The following is a 20472-nucleotide window of genomic DNA, read 5'->3' on the forward strand; positions in this document are numbered from 1 at the left end:
AGCTCATCGTCCGCTGAACAGGAGCTCGGCGACCTTGGTATCGGTCGCGGCTCCTTCGGTGTAGCCGCCGTCGCCGCCGAGCGAACTCATGATGGCTAGGGTGTAGCGCTCGCCGGGTCCGGCGAAGCCGACCGAGTTCACCACCCAACCGCCTTGCTCCTCGGACCAGCCGTTCTTGAGGCCGGGCCGCATCGCGGCGCCCGCGCCCCACACACCCCAGTGCTGGTTGCTGTCGACCGCGCGCATACGGTCGAACAGGTAGTTCCGGTCGTCCGGGTGCATATTGTTGAAGATCGAATCCATCAGCCGATCCAGGTCGGCGGGGGTGCACTTCTGGAACGACCAGTCCGGGAACATCGCGGTATTCGTCGGCTGCGGAACCAGGTTCACCATGCCGCTGGCGCGGAAGGCATTGTTATAGGCCATCCGATCGAGGCCGGCGTACTTGTTCCAGAGGATGTCGGCGGCCTGGTCATTGGAGGTGGCGAGCATCGATTCCATCAGGCCGCGGTCCTCGGGACCGAGACCGATCACGCCCGCCCGCGCGCGGTTGAGCAGATCGGCGGCGATCGCCAGTTTGATGGTGGAGGCGGTCCAGACCGAGTTCTCCGCGTTCTCGTTCGCGTACACCCCACCACTCACTCGGTCGCGGACCACATAGCCGGTCACGCCGGGCCGATTCTTCAAATACGCGTCGACAGCGGCGATTCGGCTGCTCATATGGCAATCGAAACCGGCCATGCAACCCTGCGTATGGGCCGGAGGCGCCGCGTAGGCCGACGGAATCAGCGCGGTAGTAGTAGGGACCAGGATCGCCGCAGCGGCGAGGACAGAGACGGAGGCGTGACGCACGAGGCAACACGATCGCACATCGGCGGGCCGGACGCACGTCTTGAGCTCTGCGCGATGCTGTGGTAGGTGGCGTTGCGTGCTTGTACCGCAGCGTCTTTCGCGCTAGCGGAATGCGGCGTGCAATTCCTCGACGGTGCGACCGTTGAGGCGGTAGCAGTGGGCGAAGGCCTCGGCATGCCGATCGCGCGGCCAGGAGTGTAGGACGACGGTGCGACCATAGCAGCGCGAGTTGACCAGCTCCCATCTGTCACCGACCCGGCGGACCGTGAATCCGCCTCTCGGCATCAGGGGAATCACCATCGCCATCATGAACGCGAACCAGCCTTTCGTGCAGCTATCCCGTTCCTCCCCGGTTGAGCACTGTTGCACATCGCCGCCCGCGATCCGACATGACACGACGAAGTAAATCGTTCGCGTGTGGCATATTTCACTCCCGCGGGAATGGGGCCGGGAGGTTGCGTGCTGGTCGCTGGGCGTATAAACGTGCGGAAGCGCCGAGGCGTACGGATAGGCAACTTGACGCGCAGTGTGGACATACCGGACCAACCGACGAGAGGGCGCAGATGCCGCTGCACATACATCGTGCCGAGCGCGCCGATGCGTTGGCGGAGGCGTTGGCCGCGCTGCTTGCGGAACCGTTGCCGGATGCCTTCGCGGCCGAGGTGGTTGCGGTGCCCGCGAAGGGTGTCGAGCGGTGGTTGACGCAGCGGCTGTCGACGGTGCTCGGCGTGTCCGGTCGCTCCGACGGTATTGCCGCGAATATCGAATTCCCGTCTCCCGGTGCGTTGGTCGCCGAAATATCGGCGGCGGCGAGTGGCGTGCCTGCAGAGGCGGATCCGTGGGCGTCGGAGCAGGTCGTGTGGACGTTACTGCGGGTGATCGATGCGTCGCTGGGCGAACCGTGGAGTGCGGTACTCGCGCGACATCTCGGGGTCGGGGAACCCGCCGGACATCGGGTCGGTCGGCGGTATGCGACCGCTGCGCATCTGGTGGCGCTGTTCGACAGCTATGCGGCGCAGCGGCCGGGACTCATCAAGGAGTGGTCGGCTGGTTCGGATACCGACGGTGCCGGCCATGCGGTGCCGGATGATCTGCGGTGGCAACCGGAATTGTGGCGGCGGTTGCGGGCCGAGGTCGGGGTGCCGAGTCCGGCCGAGCGGTTGGGCGCGGCCTGTGCGCGGTTGCGGGACGAGCCGGATCTGGTGGATCTGCCTGGGCGTTTGTCGCTGTTCGGGGTGACGCGGCTGCCGAGCGATCAACTCGCGGTGTTATCCGCGCTGGGGGAGCGGCGGGATGTGCACCTGTGGCTCGCGCATCCGAGTCCGGCGATGTGGGCGCAGTTGAGTGGACTGCCCCCCGCTGTGGCACGGGCCGATGATGTCAGTGCGACGGTGGTGCGGCATCCGTTGCTCGCGGGGCTCGGCAGGGATGTACGGGAGCTCCAGCAGCGGTTGGTCGGTGCCATGGATCAGCACCATGCGGCTGTCGGCTCGAATCAGGATGGCCGTCAGGAAGATTCGGGTCGGACACTGTTGAGCGCCCTGCAATCCGGGATTCGCGACGATGTGTGGCCGCCCGAACCCGCGAGCTTTCCCGACCGCACCGTGCAGGTGCATTCGTGTCATGGATCGGCGCGACAGGTCGAGGTGTTGCGCGAATGCCTGCTCGGCTTGTTCGCGGCCGATCACACGCTGGAACCGCGTGATGTGTTGATCATGTGTCCCGAGGTGGAGGCGTATGCGCCGCTGGTGCGGGCGGCGTTCGGGCAGAAGATGGTGGGATCGGTCGAGTCGGTGGGGGATTCGGCGCATCCCGCGCATCTGCTGCGGGTCCGGCTCGCTGATCGGGGGCGTGGGGTGACCAATCCTATGCTCGCGGTGATCGCGGTAATGCTCGAGCTCGCCGACGGGCGGGTGACGGTGACACAGGTCCTGGATCTCGCGGCGTCCGAAACCGTCCGTCGCCGTTGCGGTTTCGATGACGATGATATCGAGCGGTTGCGCGAGTGGGCAGCCGAATCCGGCGCGCGGTGGGGTATCGGGCAGCGCCAGCGGCAGGCGTTCGGGCTGGCCGACTTCGCCCAGAACACGCTCAATAGTGCGGTGGACCGCATCCTGCTCGGTGTCACCGCGGACGAATCTTCCGAGGACTGGCTGGATCTCGCGCTGCCACTGGATGATGTGGACAGCAATGATGTGGATCTGGCCGGCCGGTTCGCGGAATTCATCGACCGGCTCGCGGTCTGCCTGCGCGACCTGCGCGGACCCCGTCCGGCGCACGAGTGGGCGGCGGTGCTCGGGCGTTGCCTCGAACTGCTCACCGATGTGCCCGACAGTCAGGCGTGGGTGCGCACCGAGGCCCGCCGTGAGCTGGCCGCCGCCACCGAGCATGCGGGTGATGTGCCGTTGCGGTTGGCGGATGTCGGTGTGCTGCTGTCGAGTCGGCTCGCGGCACAACCGACCAGGGCGAATTTCCGGACCGGCGAACTGACGGTGTGCACGATGGTGCCGATGCGTTCGGTGCCGCATCGAGTGGTGGTGTTGCTCGGCCTCGACGACGAGATCTTCCCGCGCACCAGCGGCGTGGACGGCGACGATGTGCTCGCCCGCAATCCACTGCTGGGCGAACGGGATGCGCGCAGCGAGGATCGCCAGCTGTTGCTGGATGCCGTGCTCGCGGCCACGGAGCAGCTGCTGGTCTTCCACACCGGCGCAGACCCGGTGACCGGTGCGCATCGCCCGCCCGCCATCCCGGTTGCCGAACTGCTCGATGCACTGCGCGCACACGTCGGCGCGGCAGGTATGGACGCGGTGGTGACCCGACATCCGTTGCAGGGCTTCGACCGTCGCAATTTCGCGGCCGAGCGCCCGTTCAGCTTCGATACCGTCGCCCTCGCCGGCGCGCAGGCCGCCGGACAACCCGCACAGCCGCGTCCCGCCTTCCTGCCCGAACCGCTGCCCGCACTCGAACCCGCGGATGTCGCACTGGCCGACCTGATTTCGTTCGTCGAGCACCCGGTGCGGGCATTTCTGTGGCAGCGCCTCGGACTGCGCGTCCCCGAACACGAAGACGACATTGCCGACCGGCTGCCCATCGAACTCGACGGCCTCGCGAAATGGGAGCTGGGCGAGCGACTGCTGTCCGCACGGCTCACCGGTGCGGATCCATCGACGCAGCGCGCGGCGGAGTGGCGGCGCGGGACCCTGCCGCCGTTCGGTTTCGGTGGTGCGGTGCTCGACGAGGTCGAGTCGACGGTGGACAAGCTGGTCCGGGCGGCGATGCCGGAGTACGAGGGTGCGCCGCGCGCAGTCGATATCGCGGTGGATCTCGGTAATGGCCGTCGGCTCACCGGCACGGTGCCCGAGGTGCGCGGTGAATCCCTGGTCCGCACCACGTTCTCCCGGCTCGCCCCGAAACACCGCATCGCGGCTTGGGTTTCGTTGCTGGCCTTGGCTGTTACCGAGGACCGATCGTGGCGCGCGGTCACGACAGGTCGCGGCCAATTCGGCCGTCCCGCATGGCGTTCCGAGCTCACGGCTCCGGAACCGCCTGCCGCGCTGGTGATTTTGCGTGAACTGGTGCGACTGCGTGATGCCGGTTTGATCGAACCGCTGCCGATCGCCCCTTCCGCAACCGCCGTTTACGCCGAACGTCGCTTCCGCGGCTCGAACGCCGACGAAGCGGTGAGCGCGGCCGAACGCGAATTCAATGGCGGGCCCAATGGTCCCGGGCCGTTCGGTGACCACACCGACCGTCACCTGCGCTACATCTGGGGGCCTGCTCCTCGCCTGGATCACCTCTTGGCTGCCTCCGCGCCCGCGGGCGAGCCCGGCGAAACCACCCGCTTCGGGTCCCTGGCTCGTCGCATGTGGGCACCGCTGTTGGCCGCCGAGAGTCAGGGCCAGCCATGAGTCGGCGTACTGGTCGAATGGGACGGCACCTCGTCCGGCGCGCCTCCCGGATACGGGCGGGCGTCGGGTGGACGGTGGAGGCGAGCACCGGATTTGCCAGGCACGGGAAGGGGCGGCGGCGATGACCATCGAGGACACCGCATTCGCAGCGCCCTCGCTGGACGCCGACCGATTCGATCCCACCGGGCCGCTCCCTACCGGAACCACCGTGCTCGAGGCGAGTGCCGGTACCGGTAAGACGCATGCGATCGTCGGGTTGGCGGTGCGGTATGTCGCCGAGATCGGGATCGATATTTCGCAGCTATTGCTGGTGACATTCAGTCGGGCCGCCACCCAGGAACTGCGGGAACGGACCCGAGACCGGTTCGTCGCGGTGGCAGCGGCACTGGCTGATCCGGAGACGGCTCGGGCCCATGCCGATGAGCTGATTCGGCTACTGGCGCAGGTGGATTCGGCCGAGGTACTGCTGCGGCGTCGGCGATTGCTCACCGCGCTTTCGGATTTCGATGCCGGGACGATTGCGACGACGCACAGTTTCTGCCAGCGAATGCTCGATGAGCTCGGCTTGGCGGGCGAACATGATCCCGGGTCGCGGTTGGTCGAGACGATCGATGATCTGATCGGCACGGTCGCCGATGACCTGTACCTGAACCGTTATGCCCGTGCGGAGCCGCCGTTTTCGCTGAAGGAGGCGCATACGCTGGCGCTGGCGGCGGTGCAGGATCGCCACGCCGTATTGGTGCCGAAGGGGGAGGGACCGGCGGGGGAGCGGGTCGCCTTCGCCGCCGCGGTGCGCGCGGAAACCGAGCGCCGCAAACGCCTCGCCGGACTGCGCGATTTCGACGATCTGCTGGTGCTGTTGCACGATGTGCTCGTCGATCCGGCGCACGGGCCGCGGGCCTGTCGCCGCATCCGCGACCGGTATCGGGTCGCCCTGGTCGACGAATTCCAGGACACCGATCCGCTGCAGTGGGACATCTTGCGGTTGGCGTTCCACGAGCATTCGACCTTGGTGCTCGTCGGTGATCCGAAGCAGGCCATCTACGCGTTCCGCGGCGCGGAGGTGCTCAGCTATCTCGACGCTGTCGCCCACGCTGATACCCGCAAGGAGCTCACCGACAACTGGCGCAGCGATGCGGGTCTGCTCGCCGCACTGGATCATCTGCAGGGCGGTGCGGCATTGGGGCACAAGGAGATCACGGTCTACCCGGTCACCGCGACCCGCGGCTGGTCGCGACTGTCCGGCCCCGAGGAACTGACGACGCCGCTGCGGATGCGGTGTCTGCCGCGCACGGGTGCGGGGCCGTTGAACAAGTCTGGATTCCCTGCGGTCGGGCGCATGCGGGCGAAGGTCGCCGAGGATCTCGCGGCGGATATCGTGCGGCTGCTCGAGTCCGGTGCGCTGTTCCAGGCTAAGACCGGACCGCGGCCGATCGGGCCCGGCGATATCGCGGTACTGGTGCGGACTCGATCTCAAATCGATGTGGTGCGAACCGCTTTGGACCGTGTCGGGGTTGCCTCCGTGCTTGCCGGTGGCACCAGCGTCTTCGCCACCAGCAGTGCGACGGACTGGCTCTGGCTGCTGCGCGCGCTCGAACAGCCCCATCGCTCCGACCGTGTCCGCCTTGCCGCCTGCACACCGCTGCTCGGCGTGACGGCGGTTGAAATCGACAGCGGTGGTGCTGATCTCGTCGGTCGTATTTCCGCCCAACTGCGGGAGGCGGCCCGGCTGTTCGCGCGCGCGGGTTTCGCGGCGGTCTTCGAAAAGATCTCCGCCGAAGCGAATCTGGCCCAGCGACTGCTCTCGGTCGAGAACGGCGAACGGGAGCTGACCGATCTGCGGCATATCGCGCAGCTGCTGGATCAGGTCGCGCTGAGCGAAGGTCTCGGCCTCACCGCGCTGACCCGCTGGCTGGCCGACCGCGTGCGCGATCCCGCCTCCGGATCGGTCGCCGACCGCAGCCGTCGCCTCGATCGCGATGCCGCCGCCGTGCAGATCGCCACCGTGCATGCCAGCAAGGGCCTCGAATTCCCCATCGTCTACCTGCCTTTCGCCTGGGACAATGCGAAGAACCCGTATCCGCAGACCCTGCTGTTCCACACCGACGACGGCGCTCGTGTACTCGATGTCGGCGGCCAGGATGCGTCCGGCTATGGCGAGCGCAAGCTGCGCAGTGAAACCGAGGAGGCGGGTGAGGAACTGCGGTTGCTGTATGTCGCGCTCACCCGCGCGATGTGCCAAATCGTCGCCTGGTGGGCACCCGCGATCACCACCGCCAATTCGCCGCTGCATCGGATGGTCCTCGGCCGCCCGGACGGTGGGGATCTCGTGCCGAGTAAGGCGGCGGTGCCCGCGGATGCCGTTGCGGTGTCGATGCTTTCGGCCTGGGCCGCCGGTGCGCCGGAGGCCATTTCGGTGGAAGGCGTCGAGCACACCGATACGGTCGAGATCCGTCGCGTGCGTAGCGAACTCCCGACCGGAGCCGTCGCCGCCGCGCACTTCGCCCGCACCATGGACCTGCAGTGGCGTCGCACCTCCTATTCGGCACTGACGGCAGGTGCGCACGATGCCGCCATTCCCGAGGCCGAACCCGAGGACGACCGCGGCCCGTCCGACGAACCCGGCACGCCCCTTCTCGCCGAAACCGAGCCCGCGATCGCCGGTGCGGCCCCGTCCCTGATGAATGCGCTGCCCTACGGCGCCGAATTCGGCACCTTGGTGCACGGTGTGCTCGAGCGAATCGATACCGACGCACCGGATCTCGCCACTGAGGTGCACACCCGCTGCCGTGCGGCCACCGACGAGCTGATGGCCGAGGCCGATCCGGTGGTACTCGGCAATGCCCTACTCGCGGTGCTGCATACCCCGCTCGGATTCGGTTGTCTCGCCGACATTTCCACCCGAGACCGGCTCAACGAACTCGACTTCGAGCTCCCGCTCGCAGGCGGTGACATTCCGGGTGCGCATACGGTCACGCTGCGCCGGATCGCCGATCTGCTGCGAACCCATCTCCCGGCCGACGATTCCTTGTCCAGCTATGCGGACCAACTCGCGTCCCTGGACGACACCCCGCTGCGCGGCTACCTCACCGGCAGTATCGACGCGGTACTGCGCATCATCGAAAACCCGGGCGCGCAACCACGATTCGTTATCGTCGACTACAAAACCAACCGCCTCGGCACCGGCGATCTCACCGTCGACCACTACACCCACGACCGCATGGCCGCCGAAATGCTGCGCTCGCACTACCCGCTGCAGGCCCTGCTCTACGCGGTCGCCCTGCACCGCTATCTGCGGTGGCGGCTGCCCGGTTACGATCCGACGCGCCATCTCGGTGGTGCCCGCTACCTCTTCGTCCGTGGCATGATCGGTCCCGAAACTCCGTCGGGCTGTGGTGTTTTCGACTGGAATCCGCCGGCCGCGCTGATCGTTGCCCTGTCCGATCTTCTGGCGGGGGAGGCTGCCTGATGACGTCGATCCAGTTGGCGCAGCGGGGAACCGGGCTGCTGCGCATATTCAACGAGGCCGGTGTGCTCTCCGCCGCCGACGTGCACGTCGCTCTCCGATTGGGCCGGATGGGCCGGGAAACCTCGGAAGAGGTGCTGTTCGCGGCCGCGCTCGCGGTGCGGGCGGTGCGTTCGGGTTCGGTCTGTCTGGAACTGCAGCGGATGCGCGAGATCGGCGTCGATGCCGATGAAACCTGGGATGCGGGTGCGGGAATCGATCCGGCGACGTTGCCGTGGCCGGATATCGATTCGGTGGTCGCCGCGCTGCGGGTCAGTCCACTGGTGTGTGGGGGACCGGCTGGTCCGTTGCAGCCGTTGCGGCTGGTCGCGGGGCCATTGCTCTATCTGGACCGCTATTACCAGCAGGAGCAGACGATCCGTCGCGTGCTCACCGAGCGTTCCGGACATCATCCGAAGGTGGATCCGGCTATCGTGCGCCGCGAACTCGACCGGCTCTTCGATGCCCCGGTCGGTGCGGCCCCGGACCGCCAGCGGATCGCCGCCGCACTTGCCGCGACGCACTGGACCACGGTGGTGGCGGGCGGGCCGGGTACCGGCAAGACCCACACCATCGCCCGCATCCTGGCTCTGCTCGACGCGCATCAGCAGGCGCATCCGAAGTTGCCCGCACTGCGCATCGCCATGGCCGCGCCCACCGGCAAGGCGGCCGCGCGACTGCAGGAAGCGGTACGCGAACAGGCTGAATCGCTCGCACTGCCGGAGCTGACCGCCGCAACCTTGCATCGTCTGCTCGGTTGGCAGCGCGGCCGGGCGACCCGGTTCCGGTACCACGAATTCAACCGGCTGCCCTATGACGTGATCGTGGTCGACGAGACCTCCATGGTGTCGCTGACCATGATGAGCAGTCTGCTGGCCGCACTGCGCCCGGATACCCGCCTGGTGCTCGTCGGTGACCCGGATCAGCTCGCCTCGGTCGACGCGGGCGCGGTACTCGCCGATCTCGTCGCCGGACCCGTTGTCGGCGAACCGAATCCGGTTCTGGAACAGGTGCTCGGTGCGGAATCCATTGCAGTCGACGGTAATCCGGAGGCGCTGACCGATCTGGAGCGAATCCGGCTGCGCGGCGGCATCGTCCGGCTGACCCGTGGCCGCCGCTTCGGGGGCAAGATCGCCGAACTCGCCGTCGCGGTCCGCGCGGGTGATGTCGAGACCGCACTCGCACTGCTGCGGGCGGGCGGTGAAGAACTCTCACTCTGTACTCCCGAGGACACCCCAGCCGTCCGCGCCGATGTGGTGCGCGCCGCCCGCGAGGTCACCGCGGCCGCCCTGGACGGCGATGCCGCGGCCGCACTGACCGCCCTCGAATCCCACCGCCTCCTGTGCGCGCACCGCCAAGGTCCCTTCGGCGTCGAACGCTGGGACCGCATGGCCGGCGAATGGGCCGCGGCCGGTGGCGCGGGGCCGGACTCGCACCAGGCACCGTGGTATCCGGGTCAACCCCTGCTGGTCACCGCCAACGACCACGAGGCGCGCATCTACAACGGCGATACCGGCGTCATTGTGCGTATGCCCGACGGTTCGTTGCGTGCGGCCCTGCAGCGCGGCAGCGAACCCTATCTGGTGCACCCGACGCAATTTCCGGCCGTGGTCACGGTCTTCGCCATGACCATCCACCGCAGCCAGGGCAGCCAGTACGACACCGTCTCGGTCGTCCTGCCCGAACCCGAATCCACCCTGCTCACCAGGGAACTGCTGTACACGGCCATTACCCGCGCCCGCCGCCACGTGCGCATCATCGGCACCGACGACTCCATCCGCGCCGCCATCGACCGCCGCGTCCTGCGTGCCAGCGGCCTGTCGCGCACCCCGGAGCCGCAGTGAGCCTGACCTGGGAATCTCACGTTTTCCGCGCCACCGACGTCTACCCAGCGTGAGATTGCCTCCGTTCGAGGAAGTGGTGGCCGAATACGGCCCGATGGTGCTGCGCGTGTGCCGGGCCGTGCTCGGTCCGACGGATGCGGCCGATGCCTGGTCGGAGACTTTTCTGTCGGCCCTGCGGGCCTATCCGGACCTCGACCCGAAGACGAATATCGAGGCGTGGCTGGTCACCATCGCGCACCGGCGCGCGATCGATGTGGGGCGCGCACTGACCCGCGCACCCGTTCCCGCCGAAACCCTGCCCGAACGCACCGCACGCGATGCCGACCCGGCCGATTACGACCCCGATCTGTGGGATGCGCTCGCGTCGCTGCCGACCAAACAGCGCCAAGCGGTGGCCTACCACTACCTGGCGGGACTACCACACGCCGAGATCGCTCAACTGCTGGGCAATTCGACCGACGCTGCCCGCCGCGCCGCCGCCGACGGCCTCAAAACATTGCGCAAGCTCTACCCAAAGGATCGAACATGATGGCCACTATCGACCGGGATCCGGACGGCCTCTTCGACGGCCTGAACCCGAACTCCGCCGAGATCCTGTCCCGATTGCGTCGACGGCTCGCCGCCGACGCCCAGGCCGCGGGCCTGCTCGACGTCGCCTACCGCACACTGGACACCCCCGTTGGTACCTTGCTGCTCGCGGCCACCCCTGTGGGCCTGGTGCGGGTCGCCTACCCCAACGAAAATCACGACACCGTGCTCGCTACACTCGCCGAGCGCATCAGCCCGCGCGTCCTGGCCGCCCCGGCGCGTCTAGATACCGCGGCACGTGAGATCGACGAGTACTTCACCGGTGCACGAACACAATTCGATCTGCCACTCGATCTGCGTTTGACCGTCGGATTCCGGCGCCAGGTGATCGAGCACCTGAGCGATATCGGCTACGGGCATCGCGAGAGCTACGCCGATGTCGCGGCGGCCGTTGGTAATCCGCGTGCGGTTCGCGCGGTCGGCTCGGCCTGTGCGCACAACCCGCTGCCGTTGGTCATCCCGTGCCATCGCGTGGTGCGCAGCGACGGGTCGATCGGCCAGTACGTCGGCGGCGTCACTGCCAAGACCACCCTGCTCACGCTCGAAGCGGCGTGAAAGGAGATATTATGAAAACCCTTGCCGCACTGGAGGAACGAGTCGAAGCGCAACAGTGGCACGATCTGATCGAGGAGATCGACGCCTACGGCTGCGCCCAGACCGGCCCGCTGCTGAGCCCGGACGAGTGCGCCGAATTCGCCGCCATGTGGGCGGATCTGGACCGCTTCCGGTCGACGATCGATATGGCCCGCTATCGATTCGGTCAGGGCACCTACCGGTACTTCGCCGATCCGGTCCCCACACCGATCATGCGGCTGCGCAGGGCTTTCTACCGCAAATTACTGCCCATCGCCCGCACCTGGGCCGACCGACTCGGCGACCCTACGCCATGGCCCGACGATTTCGACGATTGGCTCGCCGCCTGCCATGCCGCCGGGCAGGCAAAGCCGACGCCGATTCTGCTGCGCTACACCGAAGGTGACTGGAACGCGCTGCACCGGGACCTCTACGGCGAGCTCGTCTTCCCGCTGCAAGTCGTGATCGGCCTGGACCGCCCCGGCATCGACCACACCGGCGGTGAATTCCTCCTGGTCGAACAACGCCCCCGCGCGCAATCCAAGCCGACGGTCACCATCCTGGAACAGGGCCACGCACTCGTCTTCACCACCCGAGATCGGCCGACCCCATCGTCGCGCGGTTGGTCCCGTGCTCCGATTCGCCACGGCGTCAGTCGAATTCGCAGCGGCCACCGACACACCCTGGGCCTGGTCCTGCACGACGCCGTATGAGATGTACACCCTGACCGGCGCCGACGGCCGCCCGTATCCCAGCCCCACCCCGGGCCGATACGGCGGTCACCGGCGCGGGAAGCTGTACGGCCGCCTCGACTGCCCCTCGGCCGTGCGGGCCTTGGCGCGCGGCCACTACCGCGCCCACCGTGTCTTCTTTGCCGACGAACAAACCGCTATCGCCGCCGGTTACCGACCGTGCGCGATCTGCCTGCCCGCCGCGTATGCGGCATGGAAAGCCCGCTCCGGCAGATGATCTCACGTTTCGGTGCTGGAGAGCGTCTACCTGATGAAGGCTCGATAGAGAGGAGCGACATGATGTCCGATACCGCCATCGCACGACTGGTGCACGGCTCGACACTGGGCAATCTGTTGATCGAAGCGAACCAGGTCGGCGTCACCCTGGTTGCGTTCACCGATGAGTTGCCGACCGAATCAACCGGCGAGAATTCCACGGCGCGTGAGCATCTGGAGACCGCCGCAGACCAAATCGACGAATACCTCACCGGCGAACGCCGGCAGTTCACAGTGCCGATGGATCTGACGGATATGAGCGCGTTCGATCGAGAGGTTCTGCATATGCTCGAGGCGACCACGGGATACGGCCGGACAACCACCTACGGTGCCCTGACCCGGCAACTCGGCCGCACCCCCGCCGACGCCCGCAAGATCGGCGCCGCGCTGGCACGCAACCGCCTGCTGCTCCTGCTCCCGTGCCACCGCGTGCTCGGGGCCGATGGATCCCTGACCGGGTATGCGGGTGGGCTGCCCGCCAAACGAGCCCTGATCGACCTCGAATCGGCCGACCTCGTGCTGCCGCTGGGCGGATAAGGGCGCGATCGGGAATATCGGCGGCGACTCTGTGCTTGCATGAGGTCATGACGAGCGCTGAGTTGTTGGCCGATGCCTTCGGACGGGTGCGGGAGAATGTGCGCGGCGCGGTCGAGGGACTCGGACAGGACGAGCTGGCGGCGCTGATCGATCCGGACGCCAACTCCATCGCCTGGCTGATCTGGCATCTGACACGGGTGCAGGACGACCACGTCGCGGACGTGGCGGGGCTGGAACAGGTGTGGACGGCGGCGGGCTGGGCCAAACGGTTCGACCTGCCGTTCGCCGATGAGGCGACCGGCTATGGGCACCGCGCCGGGGAGGTCGCCGAACTCGGCGGTATCTCCGCCGAGCTGCTGTTGGGCTACTACGACGCCGTGCACACGCAGACGATCGACTACGTAACCGGACTCACCGATGCCGACCTGCCCCGCATCGTCGACATCCGCTGGGATCCGCCGGTCACCCTGGGTGTGCGGCTGATCAGCGTTGTGGACGACGATATCCAGCACGCAGGCCAGGCCGCCTTCATTCGCGGAGTTCTGCTGCGCCGCAGGTAGTTTCAGTGCTCCGGCACATCACCGAACAGTAGGTCCGCGGCGCGCACGACCACCTCGAGCCGGGTGCGCTCGTTGTGGTCGGCGGCGAGGAAGTGTTTGCCGACCGCCAAACAGAATGCGAGCAACGCGCGGGCCTCGATTTCGTCCGGATCCGAGCAGATCTTGCCGAACAGCTCGCGCGCGTACTCCATCCGGTGGTTGTCCACCCGACGTAGCCGTTCGGCGACCGCCGGATCGCGGCGGGCCCAGTCGCGCACGGCGAGGTCGATGGGCAGGCGCTCGTCGGAGAAGGTGAGCAGGCCCGCGCGCCGGATCTTGGTCCGTGGGTCGCCGCCCTCGCTCTCTACCTGCGCACGAACCTCATCGGTGCTCTCGCGCTCCCACGTATCGAGCATTTCCGCCAGCAATGCGTTGCGGTCGGCGAAGTGCCCATAGAAGCCCCCCTTGGTGACACCGAGCGCCTGCGCGAGGCTCTCGATGCGGACAGCATCGGGACCGCCGGTCGACAGCGCCAGCAGACCCTGCTCGATCCAGCTGCTTCGTGGGGTGCGAGTGACGGCAACCATACCTTCAGTATCGCGGACGGTGTTGACACCGGCGCAGCGCTGGCTACGATCGAAGTATACGGCACCGTATATTTGAAAGCCGTTGGTACATCCGCGAATTGCGAGGGCAACGCTGTCCTCACCAACGAGAGGGGACCGTCATGACGGTCGGATTCGTCGCATTCCACTACCCACGACCCGAGGATTTCGACGACTTCGTCGCCCGGGTCCACAAGGTCGGCGCGGTGCTGCGATCGGTGCCCGGATGCCTGTCCGCGGACTGCTGGGTTACCACCGACGGTGATGATGATGCGGTCGTCTCCACCGGACAGTGGGAATCCGACGAGGCATTCGCGGCGTCCTTCGCGGCCGTCGCGGCGGCTGATGTGGACGTCGCCTTCGACGAGCGCGAACACCGGCCGCGCCAGATCTTCGAGCTCGCGTCCCGGTGACGGCCTCGGATATGGATGGGGCAATGCGACTACTGAATTCCGCGCACACGTCTCGGCCATGGCGGATCCATGACATAGCGCCCGATTTCCGGGTCGAGGATGTCTGGGCATTGCCGACGCCGGGCGGTCCGGACGACTTTCCGCGGCTGGTTCGGCAGGTGACCTCGGGTAACAACTCGAGTGAATTCTCCGTCGTCTACCGACTGCTGTTCGCGATCCGCTGGAAGCTCGGTGCGCTCCTCGGCTGGGATAAGGCCGATGCGGGTATCGAGGCGCGCGTACCGTCGCTGCGTGACCGGTTGCCCGCTGATCTCCGCGATGTGCGTGGACCAGCGTTCGAGGGTGCGCCGTTCCGTTCGGTCTACCTGACCGACACCGAATGGGCCGCCGAGATCGCCAACCGAACCATGCACGGCCTAATGCATATCGGATGGGTCCGCGACGAAATCGGCGGCTACCGCGGACAGATGGCCGTGCTGGTCAAACCGAACGGCGCACTCGGCAAGCTCTATATGGCCGGAATCCTGCCGTTCCGCCATCTGCTGGTATATCCGGCGCTGATGCGCGGTATCGAACGCGGGTGGCGAGCTTCGGGCGATCCGGTTGCGGGATAACCGGATTCGCCCCGGAGTAATAACCTGTCAGCTGCCTTGGGGGAGCAGTGGGACGACGGATTCGGCGATCTCGGTGACGTTATCGCAAGGGGAGAGTTTGCGGGGATGTAGGCCGCGGGGGTCGTCTACGAGGATGTAGAGGGAGCCGGATTTCATATCGATATTGACGGTGCAACCGCCGGGGACGTCGGGGCGGGCCTCGTAGCGCAGGGCCTTGCGGCCGTCGATGGTGAGTTCGGTTGCGGCGGGGAACTTTTCGCGTACCTGGGCGAGGGTTCCGTTGGTCGTCTGGACGCCGAAGGTGTAACGCGCCTGTGCCAGGTAGGCACAACCTTTCCAGGTGAACGCACCGGTGGTGGTTTGCTTGTGCTCTGGAGCTCGGGCATCCCATTGATGCTGAGCCAGAAATTGCGGCGTCAACGCGGTGCAGGGATCGAACGCGGTCGCGGCCGCGCTGGTCGATCCGGCCGCTGAGGACGAGGCGGCCGGGGTGGTGCTCTCGGGGGTCGCTGAACCCTTGTCGCTGGTGCATGCGGTGACAAGTGCCAGCACTGCTACCGGCACCGCCGCACCGGCCAACCGCCGATGACGTGGCGATCGCTCGCTCATACGCGGATCTCGCGCAGCTGACGAGCGAACTCGGCGTCGGTCTGCTCGTAGGCGTCGCGGATGGTTTTGAACAGGTTCTGGATCTCGGTGGCGACCGTTATATAGTCACCGACGGTGTCATAGGCGTTGTTCGGGCCGCCGAAGGCCTTCTCCCGGAACAACTTCACCAGCTCGATGGCGGAAGTGAGTCGGGGATTGTTCTCGCCGAGTCCCCAGGACTCTTTCTCGCCGAGCGACCGGGCATCGTATTGCGCGACCGTAAGCTCGTCGATCAAGTTCTGGCAGGCCGCGTCGATATCCAGAAACGCCTGCGGTTCCATCCGCACCTTCAGCGCCCCGGTCTTCGCATCCTCGATATACCCGCCGAACGGGCTGTCAACAGCCATAGCGGCCCCTTCCACTAGTCCCGTCTGATCATAGAGACGCACGCGCCGACGAAACGGTTCCATCGAAACACAGATCCGCGAAACCGGGCGTTTTCGCCGACTCCGGCTGCACGGTCCTCGACCAAACCGCAACGGATAGGCTGGAGGGTGAAGTCGGTGCGAATCGCGCCGTCGAATATCGGAGGACGAGATCGATGAGGATCGCTGGCGAGCACGTCGATGTGCTCATTGTCGGTGCCGGACTGTCCGGCATAGGCGCGGCGTATCACCTGCGGCGAGCCTTCCCGGAGAAGAGCTACACGATTCTGGAGAGCCGCGACGCGATCGGCGGCACCTGGGATCTGTTCCGCTATCCGGGAATTCGCTCCGATTCCGATATGTACACCCTCGGCTACCGCTTCCGTCCGTGGCTGGGGGAGTATTCGATCGCCGACGGCGCGGACATCCTCGACTATGTGCGTGCCACGGCCGCCGAGAGCGGGATCGACCGCCATATCCGCTTCCATCATCGGGTCGTCGGCGCCGAATGGTCATCGGAGGAAAACCGGTGGACGGTGCGCGCCGAACGCACCGATACCGGCGAAACCGTCACTCTCACAGCCGGATTCCTGTTGTGCTGCTCCGGTTACTACCGCTATGACGAGGGCTACACCCCGGAATTCGCGGGTACCGAGCGTTTCGCCGGGCCGATCATCCACCCGCAGCACTGGCCGCGCGATCTGGATGTCGCGGGCAAGCGTGTGGTGCTGATCGGCAGCGGCGCGACCGCGGTCACGCTGGGACCGGCACTGACCGACCAGGGCGCGCACGTGACGATGCTGCAACGCTCACCGAGCTACATCATCTCCGCACCAGCCCGCGACGACCTCGCCGTCAAGGCGCGCAAATTCCTGCCGACCCGCGCCGCCTACGCGGTGGCCAGGGCCGAAAATGTGGCGCTGGCAACCGTGATCTACCAACTGAGCCAACGGTATCCGCAATACATGCGCAAGCGGATCAAGGGCTGGCAGCGGCGCTGGCTGCCCGAGGGCTACGACATCGATACCCATTTCACCCCGACCTACAACCCCTGGGATCAGCGACTGTGCTTGGCCCCCAATGGCGATTTCTTCCGCGCGATCCGCAAGGGGCGATTGGATGTCGTGACCGATAAGGTCGAGACATTCACCGAGACGGGCTTGGCCCTCGCCTCCGGTGCGACCCTCGATGCCGACATCGTCATCACCGCAACGGGTTTGAATCTGCTCGCCTTCGGTGGCATCGAACTCACCGTCGACGGACAGGCGGTGCACCTCGCGCAACATATGGCCTACAAGGCCATGATGCTGTCGGATGTGCCGAATTTCGCGTACATCATCGGATACACCAACGCCTCCTGGACACTGAAGGCGGATCTGGTGTGCGAGTATGTCGTTCGGCTACTACGCCACATGTACGGCAACGGATATGCCCGCTGCACGCCGGTGCGCGATCCGTCCGTCGGCGCGGCGTCGCTATTCCTGAATTTCAATCCGGGTTATGTCCAGCGCGCCGCCAGCCAATTCCCGATCCAGGGCACCAAGGCGCCGTGGCGCCTACGCATGAATTACCTACGTGATCTGGTCACGCTGCGCCACGGCAAGATCACCGATCGCGCGATGGTGTTCGAACGGACGCGGGATCGGGATCCGGTATCCACACAGGGCTAACGGCTGCTCAGTGCACCTGCGGGCGGCTCGGACGACCGCGCGGCCGAGATATTGCGCAACACGCTGGTCGCGTGGTCGTCGAACCGTTCGCGTGGAATATCGATGGTGCCGTCCAGCCACGGGCGGTACATATACGCCATCGCGCCGAAAATGGCGTTCGAGTTGAGGCTGTTCTCGTACTGGTCCGGTGGGGTCTGTGGACTGTCGGCAGCCAACCCGATCGTGAGCGCGATCGGGGCGGTGAACAGTTCGATGAGCTCATTGCCTCGGTCGCCGAGTACCCGGGTGGCCTGTGATTCCACGAACATGATCTGGCCGCGGCGGCGATCCTCGACCAGATAATCGGTGAATGCCGAAATGGCATGGCGAAATAGTTTTTGCGGTTCGGGTGGTGCGGTGGCCAGTGCCGCGAGCAGGCGTTCCTGCGCGCCGAGAACGACCGCTTCCAATGCCGCGGTGAGCAGTTTGTCCAGACTCGGGAAGCTCTCGTAGAAGTAGCGCTCGGTGAGTCCGGCCTGCCTGCAGACCCCGCGCATGGAGATGTCGGAGGCTCCGATCGTGGCCATCAACTCGATGGCGGCCTCGATGAGCTGTTCGCGGCGCGCGGCGATTCGGTCGGCCGGGGGCGTGCCGCGCCAGCGGCGCATACCCGGTATCGATCCATCGGAAACGGCGTCGTTCATGGCCCGATCCTCCCATAGTCGGGAAGTTGACATCATGTGATGTTGACAGCATTTGATGTCGGCAATACATTGATTGTCCAGGGACCAGACGTGAGGACCATCAGATGGGCACTGCTTACGCCGATCAGGCTCATGCCATCAACGCGCGGGACGTCAGCTTCGATTTCGATTCGGTGCCGATGCACTACATCCCCGGCGAAGTCATGGCCACCCACATCATCAATGTGATGCACCTGGTGCTCCCTGAAGGCGAGCGGGCCATGGCGCAGGCGCTGGCCGAGGCCTTACCGCAGATCGACGATGAGCGATTGCGGGAAGAGGTCCGTGGCTTCATCGGTCAGGAGACGATGCACGCCGGTTCTCACGAAAAGGCCCGCCGGCAATTGGAAAGCCTCGGACTCGAGGTCGGCCCGATGGTGGATCGCGTCGCCTGGCTGATCGATCGGCTGCTCGGCGACCACGGACTGTCCGGCCGGGCCAGACACGAATGGCTGTGCGAGCGACTGGCCCTGTTCGCGGGGATGGAGCACTACACCGCCGTCATCGGCGAATGGCTGCTCACCAATGACAAATTGGCGGCCAAGGGGATGCATCCGGCAATGCTGGATCTCGTTCGCTGGCACGGCGCCGAGGAGGTCGAACATCGCAGCGTGGTCTACGACGCGTACATGCATCTCGACGGTGGCTATGCCCGCAAGGCGCGTCAGGCGTTGATCGCCAGTTCGGGATTGCTCGCGCTGTTCGTGATTTCGAGTGCCTACCTCTTCCAGCGGGACCCATCGCCGAATAAGGGCCGATGGTGGCCGCTACAGATGGCCAGCGCCTCGCTGCGCGGTGTGGTCCCGAACTTCACCACCTTCTTGACCGAGATTCCGCGGTACCTGCGGCCGGGATTCCATCCCTCCCAACTCGGTCCGATGGATAACGCACTGCGCTACCTCGCGCAGTCGCCGGCGGCACGCGCAGTGACCGAGCGCAGCGAGGGAACCATGAACACAGTCGCCCAGGCGGGCGTGACGGAGCCGAGCGCCAGCGAGGCGGAGTCATGACCGCCGTGGAGGAGCAGTTCCGGCCGGGAGCCGGGCTGCGGATGATCGCGTCGGCGGTGGACACCTACAAGCGGGTATTCACCGAAGGGAAAGCGGCGCAGCTGCTTTCGCGGCCGCAGCCGGTGCGGCGCACCGGTTTCGATTTCGAGCTGGCGATCATCGGAATCGAGGTCGAGGCCGACGAGGTGGTCAGCCTGACCCTGTGCGATCCAGGCGGCGCGGATCTGCCCGCCTGGACGCCAGGCGCCCATATCGATGTATTCCTGCCCTCGGGTCGGCAGCGGCAGTATTCGCTGAACAGCGACCCGGAGGATCGCAGCTGCTACCGAATCGCGGTGCGGTACATCGCCGATGGCGACGGTTGTTCCCGCGAGATCCACGAGCAGCTGCGCGTCGGCGACCGACTGTGGGTGCGGGGCCCGCGCAATGCGTTCCCGCTCATCGACGCACCGGAGTATTTCTTCGTGGCGGGCGGTATCGGGATCACGCCGATTCTGCCGATGGTCACCGCCACCGAACGTGCCGGAATACCGTGGCGGCTCATGTATTTCGGGCGCTCGCGGGCGCGGATGCCGTTCCTGTACGAGCTCGCCCACTTCACCGGTGGTGATGTGGTGGTACGACCCGATGACGAGTTCGGGGTGCCGGATCCGCGGATGATCTTCGAACAGACGCCGACCGGTGCCGCGGTATATGTCTGCGGACCACCGGCATTGGCGGAAGCCGCGCGCAAAGTGCTGCTGTTGCACGATCCGACGGCTTCACTGCATACCGAGCGCTTCTCGGCGGTACCGGTCAGCAACGGCGCGCCGTTCCGTATTCGATTGCGCCGCAGCGAAACCGAGGTCGATGTCGCGGCCGACGAATCCGCGCTGACCGCGATCCGGCGGGCGGTACCGGGCGTCGCCTACTCGTGCCAGCAGGGCTTCTGCGGGACGTGCCGGGCGAGTGTGCTCGCCGGTGAGGTCGAGCACCGGGACCGGGCGCTACTACCCGGCGATCGAAACAGTGCGATGCTCACCTGCGTATCACGTTCTCGCGGTGGCGAACTCGAACTCGATCTGTAGAT

General features: G+C 66.4%; 20 protein-coding genes. 14 read left to right on the forward strand and 6 right to left on the reverse strand.

What is annotated here, in order from left to right; translation table 11 throughout:
- Positions 1-3: 3 nt before the first annotated feature.
- The gene (locus tag OIE68_RS05985) at positions 4-720 is read right to left on the reverse strand and encodes a tat pathway signal sequence (protein ID WP_327098389.1); all 717 of its coding nucleotides are present in this window, start codon (positions 718-720) and stop codon (positions 4-6) included.
- A gap of 234 nt (positions 721-954) precedes the next feature.
- Positions 955-1152 (reverse strand): hypothetical protein, encoded by a 198-nt coding sequence (locus OIE68_RS05990; RefSeq protein WP_327098390.1) that lies wholly within the window; start codon positions 1150-1152, stop codon positions 955-957.
- A gap of 263 nt (positions 1153-1415) precedes the next feature.
- Here OIE68_RS05990 and recC point away from each other — a divergent pair, with 263 nt between their 5' ends.
- The 9 genes from recC (at position 1416) to OIE68_RS06035 (ending at position 13377) form a co-directional block, all read left to right on the forward strand.
- The gene (gene recC, locus OIE68_RS05995) at positions 1416-4763 is read left to right on the forward strand and encodes an exodeoxyribonuclease V subunit gamma (protein WP_327098391.1); all 3348 of its coding nucleotides are present in this window, start codon (positions 1416-1418) and stop codon (positions 4761-4763) included.
- 121 nt (positions 4764-4884) lie between these two features.
- A complete protein-coding gene (locus tag OIE68_RS06000; protein ID WP_327098392.1) occupies positions 4885-8232 on the forward strand; it encodes a UvrD-helicase domain-containing protein in 3348 nt (1115 codons plus the stop codon).
- The gene (gene recD, locus OIE68_RS06005; protein WP_327098393.1) at positions 8232-10112 is read left to right on the forward strand and encodes an exodeoxyribonuclease V subunit alpha; all 1881 of its coding nucleotides are present in this window, start codon (positions 8232-8234) and stop codon (positions 10110-10112) included. Before OIE68_RS06000 ends, recD begins: the two co-directional genes overlap by 1 nt.
- A gap of 49 nt (positions 10113-10161) precedes the next feature.
- On the forward strand, positions 10162-10641 hold the full coding sequence (locus tag OIE68_RS06010; protein ID WP_327098394.1) for a sigma-70 family RNA polymerase sigma factor: 480 nt from the start codon (positions 10162-10164) through the stop codon (positions 10639-10641).
- Positions 10641-11255, forward strand: a complete 615-nt coding sequence (locus OIE68_RS06015; protein WP_327101586.1) for a methylated-DNA--[protein]-cysteine S-methyltransferase — start codon at positions 10641-10643, stop codon at positions 11253-11255. Before OIE68_RS06010 ends, OIE68_RS06015 begins: the two co-directional genes overlap by 1 nt.
- Before the next feature lie 11 nt (positions 11256-11266).
- Positions 11267-11986, forward strand: coding sequence for a 2OG-Fe(II) oxygenase (locus OIE68_RS06020; protein ID WP_327098395.1), 720 nt, complete (start codon positions 11267-11269; stop codon positions 11984-11986).
- Position 11987: 1 nt separating this feature from the next.
- On the forward strand, positions 11988-12242 hold the full coding sequence (locus tag OIE68_RS06025; protein WP_327098396.1) for an Ada metal-binding domain-containing protein: 255 nt from the start codon (positions 11988-11990) through the stop codon (positions 12240-12242).
- Positions 12243-12304: 62 nt separating this feature from the next.
- Positions 12305-12817: a methylated-DNA--[protein]-cysteine S-methyltransferase gene (locus OIE68_RS06030; protein ID WP_327098397.1), complete on the forward strand. Its 513-nt coding sequence runs from the start codon at positions 12305-12307 to the stop codon at positions 12815-12817.
- Between the two features lie 47 nt (positions 12818-12864).
- Positions 12865-13377, forward strand: a complete 513-nt coding sequence (locus OIE68_RS06035) for a mycothiol transferase (RefSeq protein ID WP_327098398.1) — start codon at positions 12865-12867, stop codon at positions 13375-13377.
- Positions 13378-13379: 2 nt separating this feature from the next.
- Here the strand turns inward: OIE68_RS06035 and OIE68_RS06040 are convergent, their stop codons facing one another.
- Entirely contained in the window at positions 13380-13943 is a 564-nt protein-coding gene (locus OIE68_RS06040) for a TetR/AcrR family transcriptional regulator (RefSeq protein ID WP_327098399.1), read from the reverse strand.
- Between the two features lie 140 nt (positions 13944-14083).
- On the opposite strand from OIE68_RS06040, the gene OIE68_RS06045 reads away from it, so the two are divergent.
- Together OIE68_RS06045 and OIE68_RS06050 are read left to right on the forward strand one after the other, a co-directional pair.
- Positions 14084-14374 (forward strand): antibiotic biosynthesis monooxygenase, encoded by a 291-nt coding sequence (locus OIE68_RS06045; protein ID WP_327098400.1) that lies wholly within the window; start codon positions 14084-14086, stop codon positions 14372-14374.
- A 23-nt stretch (positions 14375-14397) separates the two neighbouring features.
- A complete protein-coding gene (locus OIE68_RS06050) occupies positions 14398-14988 on the forward strand; it encodes a DUF2867 domain-containing protein (RefSeq protein ID WP_327098401.1) in 591 nt (196 codons plus the stop codon).
- 27 nt (positions 14989-15015) lie between these two features.
- Here OIE68_RS06050 and OIE68_RS06055 read toward each other — a convergent pair whose 3' ends face one another.
- The gene (locus OIE68_RS06055; protein ID WP_327098402.1) at positions 15016-15597 is read right to left on the reverse strand and encodes a DUF3558 domain-containing protein; all 582 of its coding nucleotides are present in this window, start codon (positions 15595-15597) and stop codon (positions 15016-15018) included.
- Positions 15594-15983 carry a hypothetical protein gene (locus tag OIE68_RS06060; protein ID WP_327098403.1) on the reverse strand — a complete coding sequence of 130 codons (390 nt, stop codon included), beginning with the start codon at positions 15981-15983 and terminating at the stop codon, positions 15594-15596. Before OIE68_RS06060 ends, OIE68_RS06055 begins: the two co-directional genes overlap by 4 nt.
- Before the next feature lie 194 nt (positions 15984-16177).
- Here OIE68_RS06060 and OIE68_RS06065 point away from each other — a divergent pair, with 194 nt between their 5' ends.
- Positions 16178-17671 carry an NAD(P)/FAD-dependent oxidoreductase gene (locus tag OIE68_RS06065; protein WP_327098404.1) on the forward strand — a complete coding sequence of 498 codons (1494 nt, stop codon included), beginning with the start codon at positions 16178-16180 and terminating at the stop codon, positions 17669-17671.
- Here the strand turns inward: OIE68_RS06065 and OIE68_RS06070 are convergent.
- The gene (locus OIE68_RS06070; RefSeq protein ID WP_327098405.1) at positions 17668-18354 is read right to left on the reverse strand and encodes a TetR/AcrR family transcriptional regulator; all 687 of its coding nucleotides are present in this window, start codon (positions 18352-18354) and stop codon (positions 17668-17670) included. The genes OIE68_RS06065 and OIE68_RS06070 overlap by 4 nt on opposite strands.
- Before the next feature lie 104 nt (positions 18355-18458).
- On the opposite strand from OIE68_RS06070, the gene OIE68_RS06075 reads away from it, so the two are divergent.
- Together OIE68_RS06075 and OIE68_RS06080 are read left to right on the forward strand one after the other, a co-directional pair.
- Positions 18459-19403 (forward strand): metal-dependent hydrolase, encoded by a 945-nt coding sequence (locus tag OIE68_RS06075; RefSeq protein ID WP_327098406.1) that lies wholly within the window; start codon positions 18459-18461, stop codon positions 19401-19403.
- Positions 19400-20470 carry a PDR/VanB family oxidoreductase gene (locus OIE68_RS06080; protein ID WP_327098407.1) on the forward strand — a complete coding sequence of 357 codons (1071 nt, stop codon included), beginning with the start codon at positions 19400-19402 and terminating at the stop codon, positions 20468-20470. The genes OIE68_RS06075 and OIE68_RS06080 overlap by 4 nt, the downstream gene beginning before the upstream one ends.
- The last annotated feature ends 2 nt before the right edge of the window (positions 20471-20472 follow it).

The sequence above is a fragment of the Nocardia vinacea genome, assembly GCF_035920345.1.
GTDB classification, from domain to species: Bacteria; Actinomycetota; Actinomycetes; order Mycobacteriales; family Mycobacteriaceae; genus Nocardia; species Nocardia vinacea_A.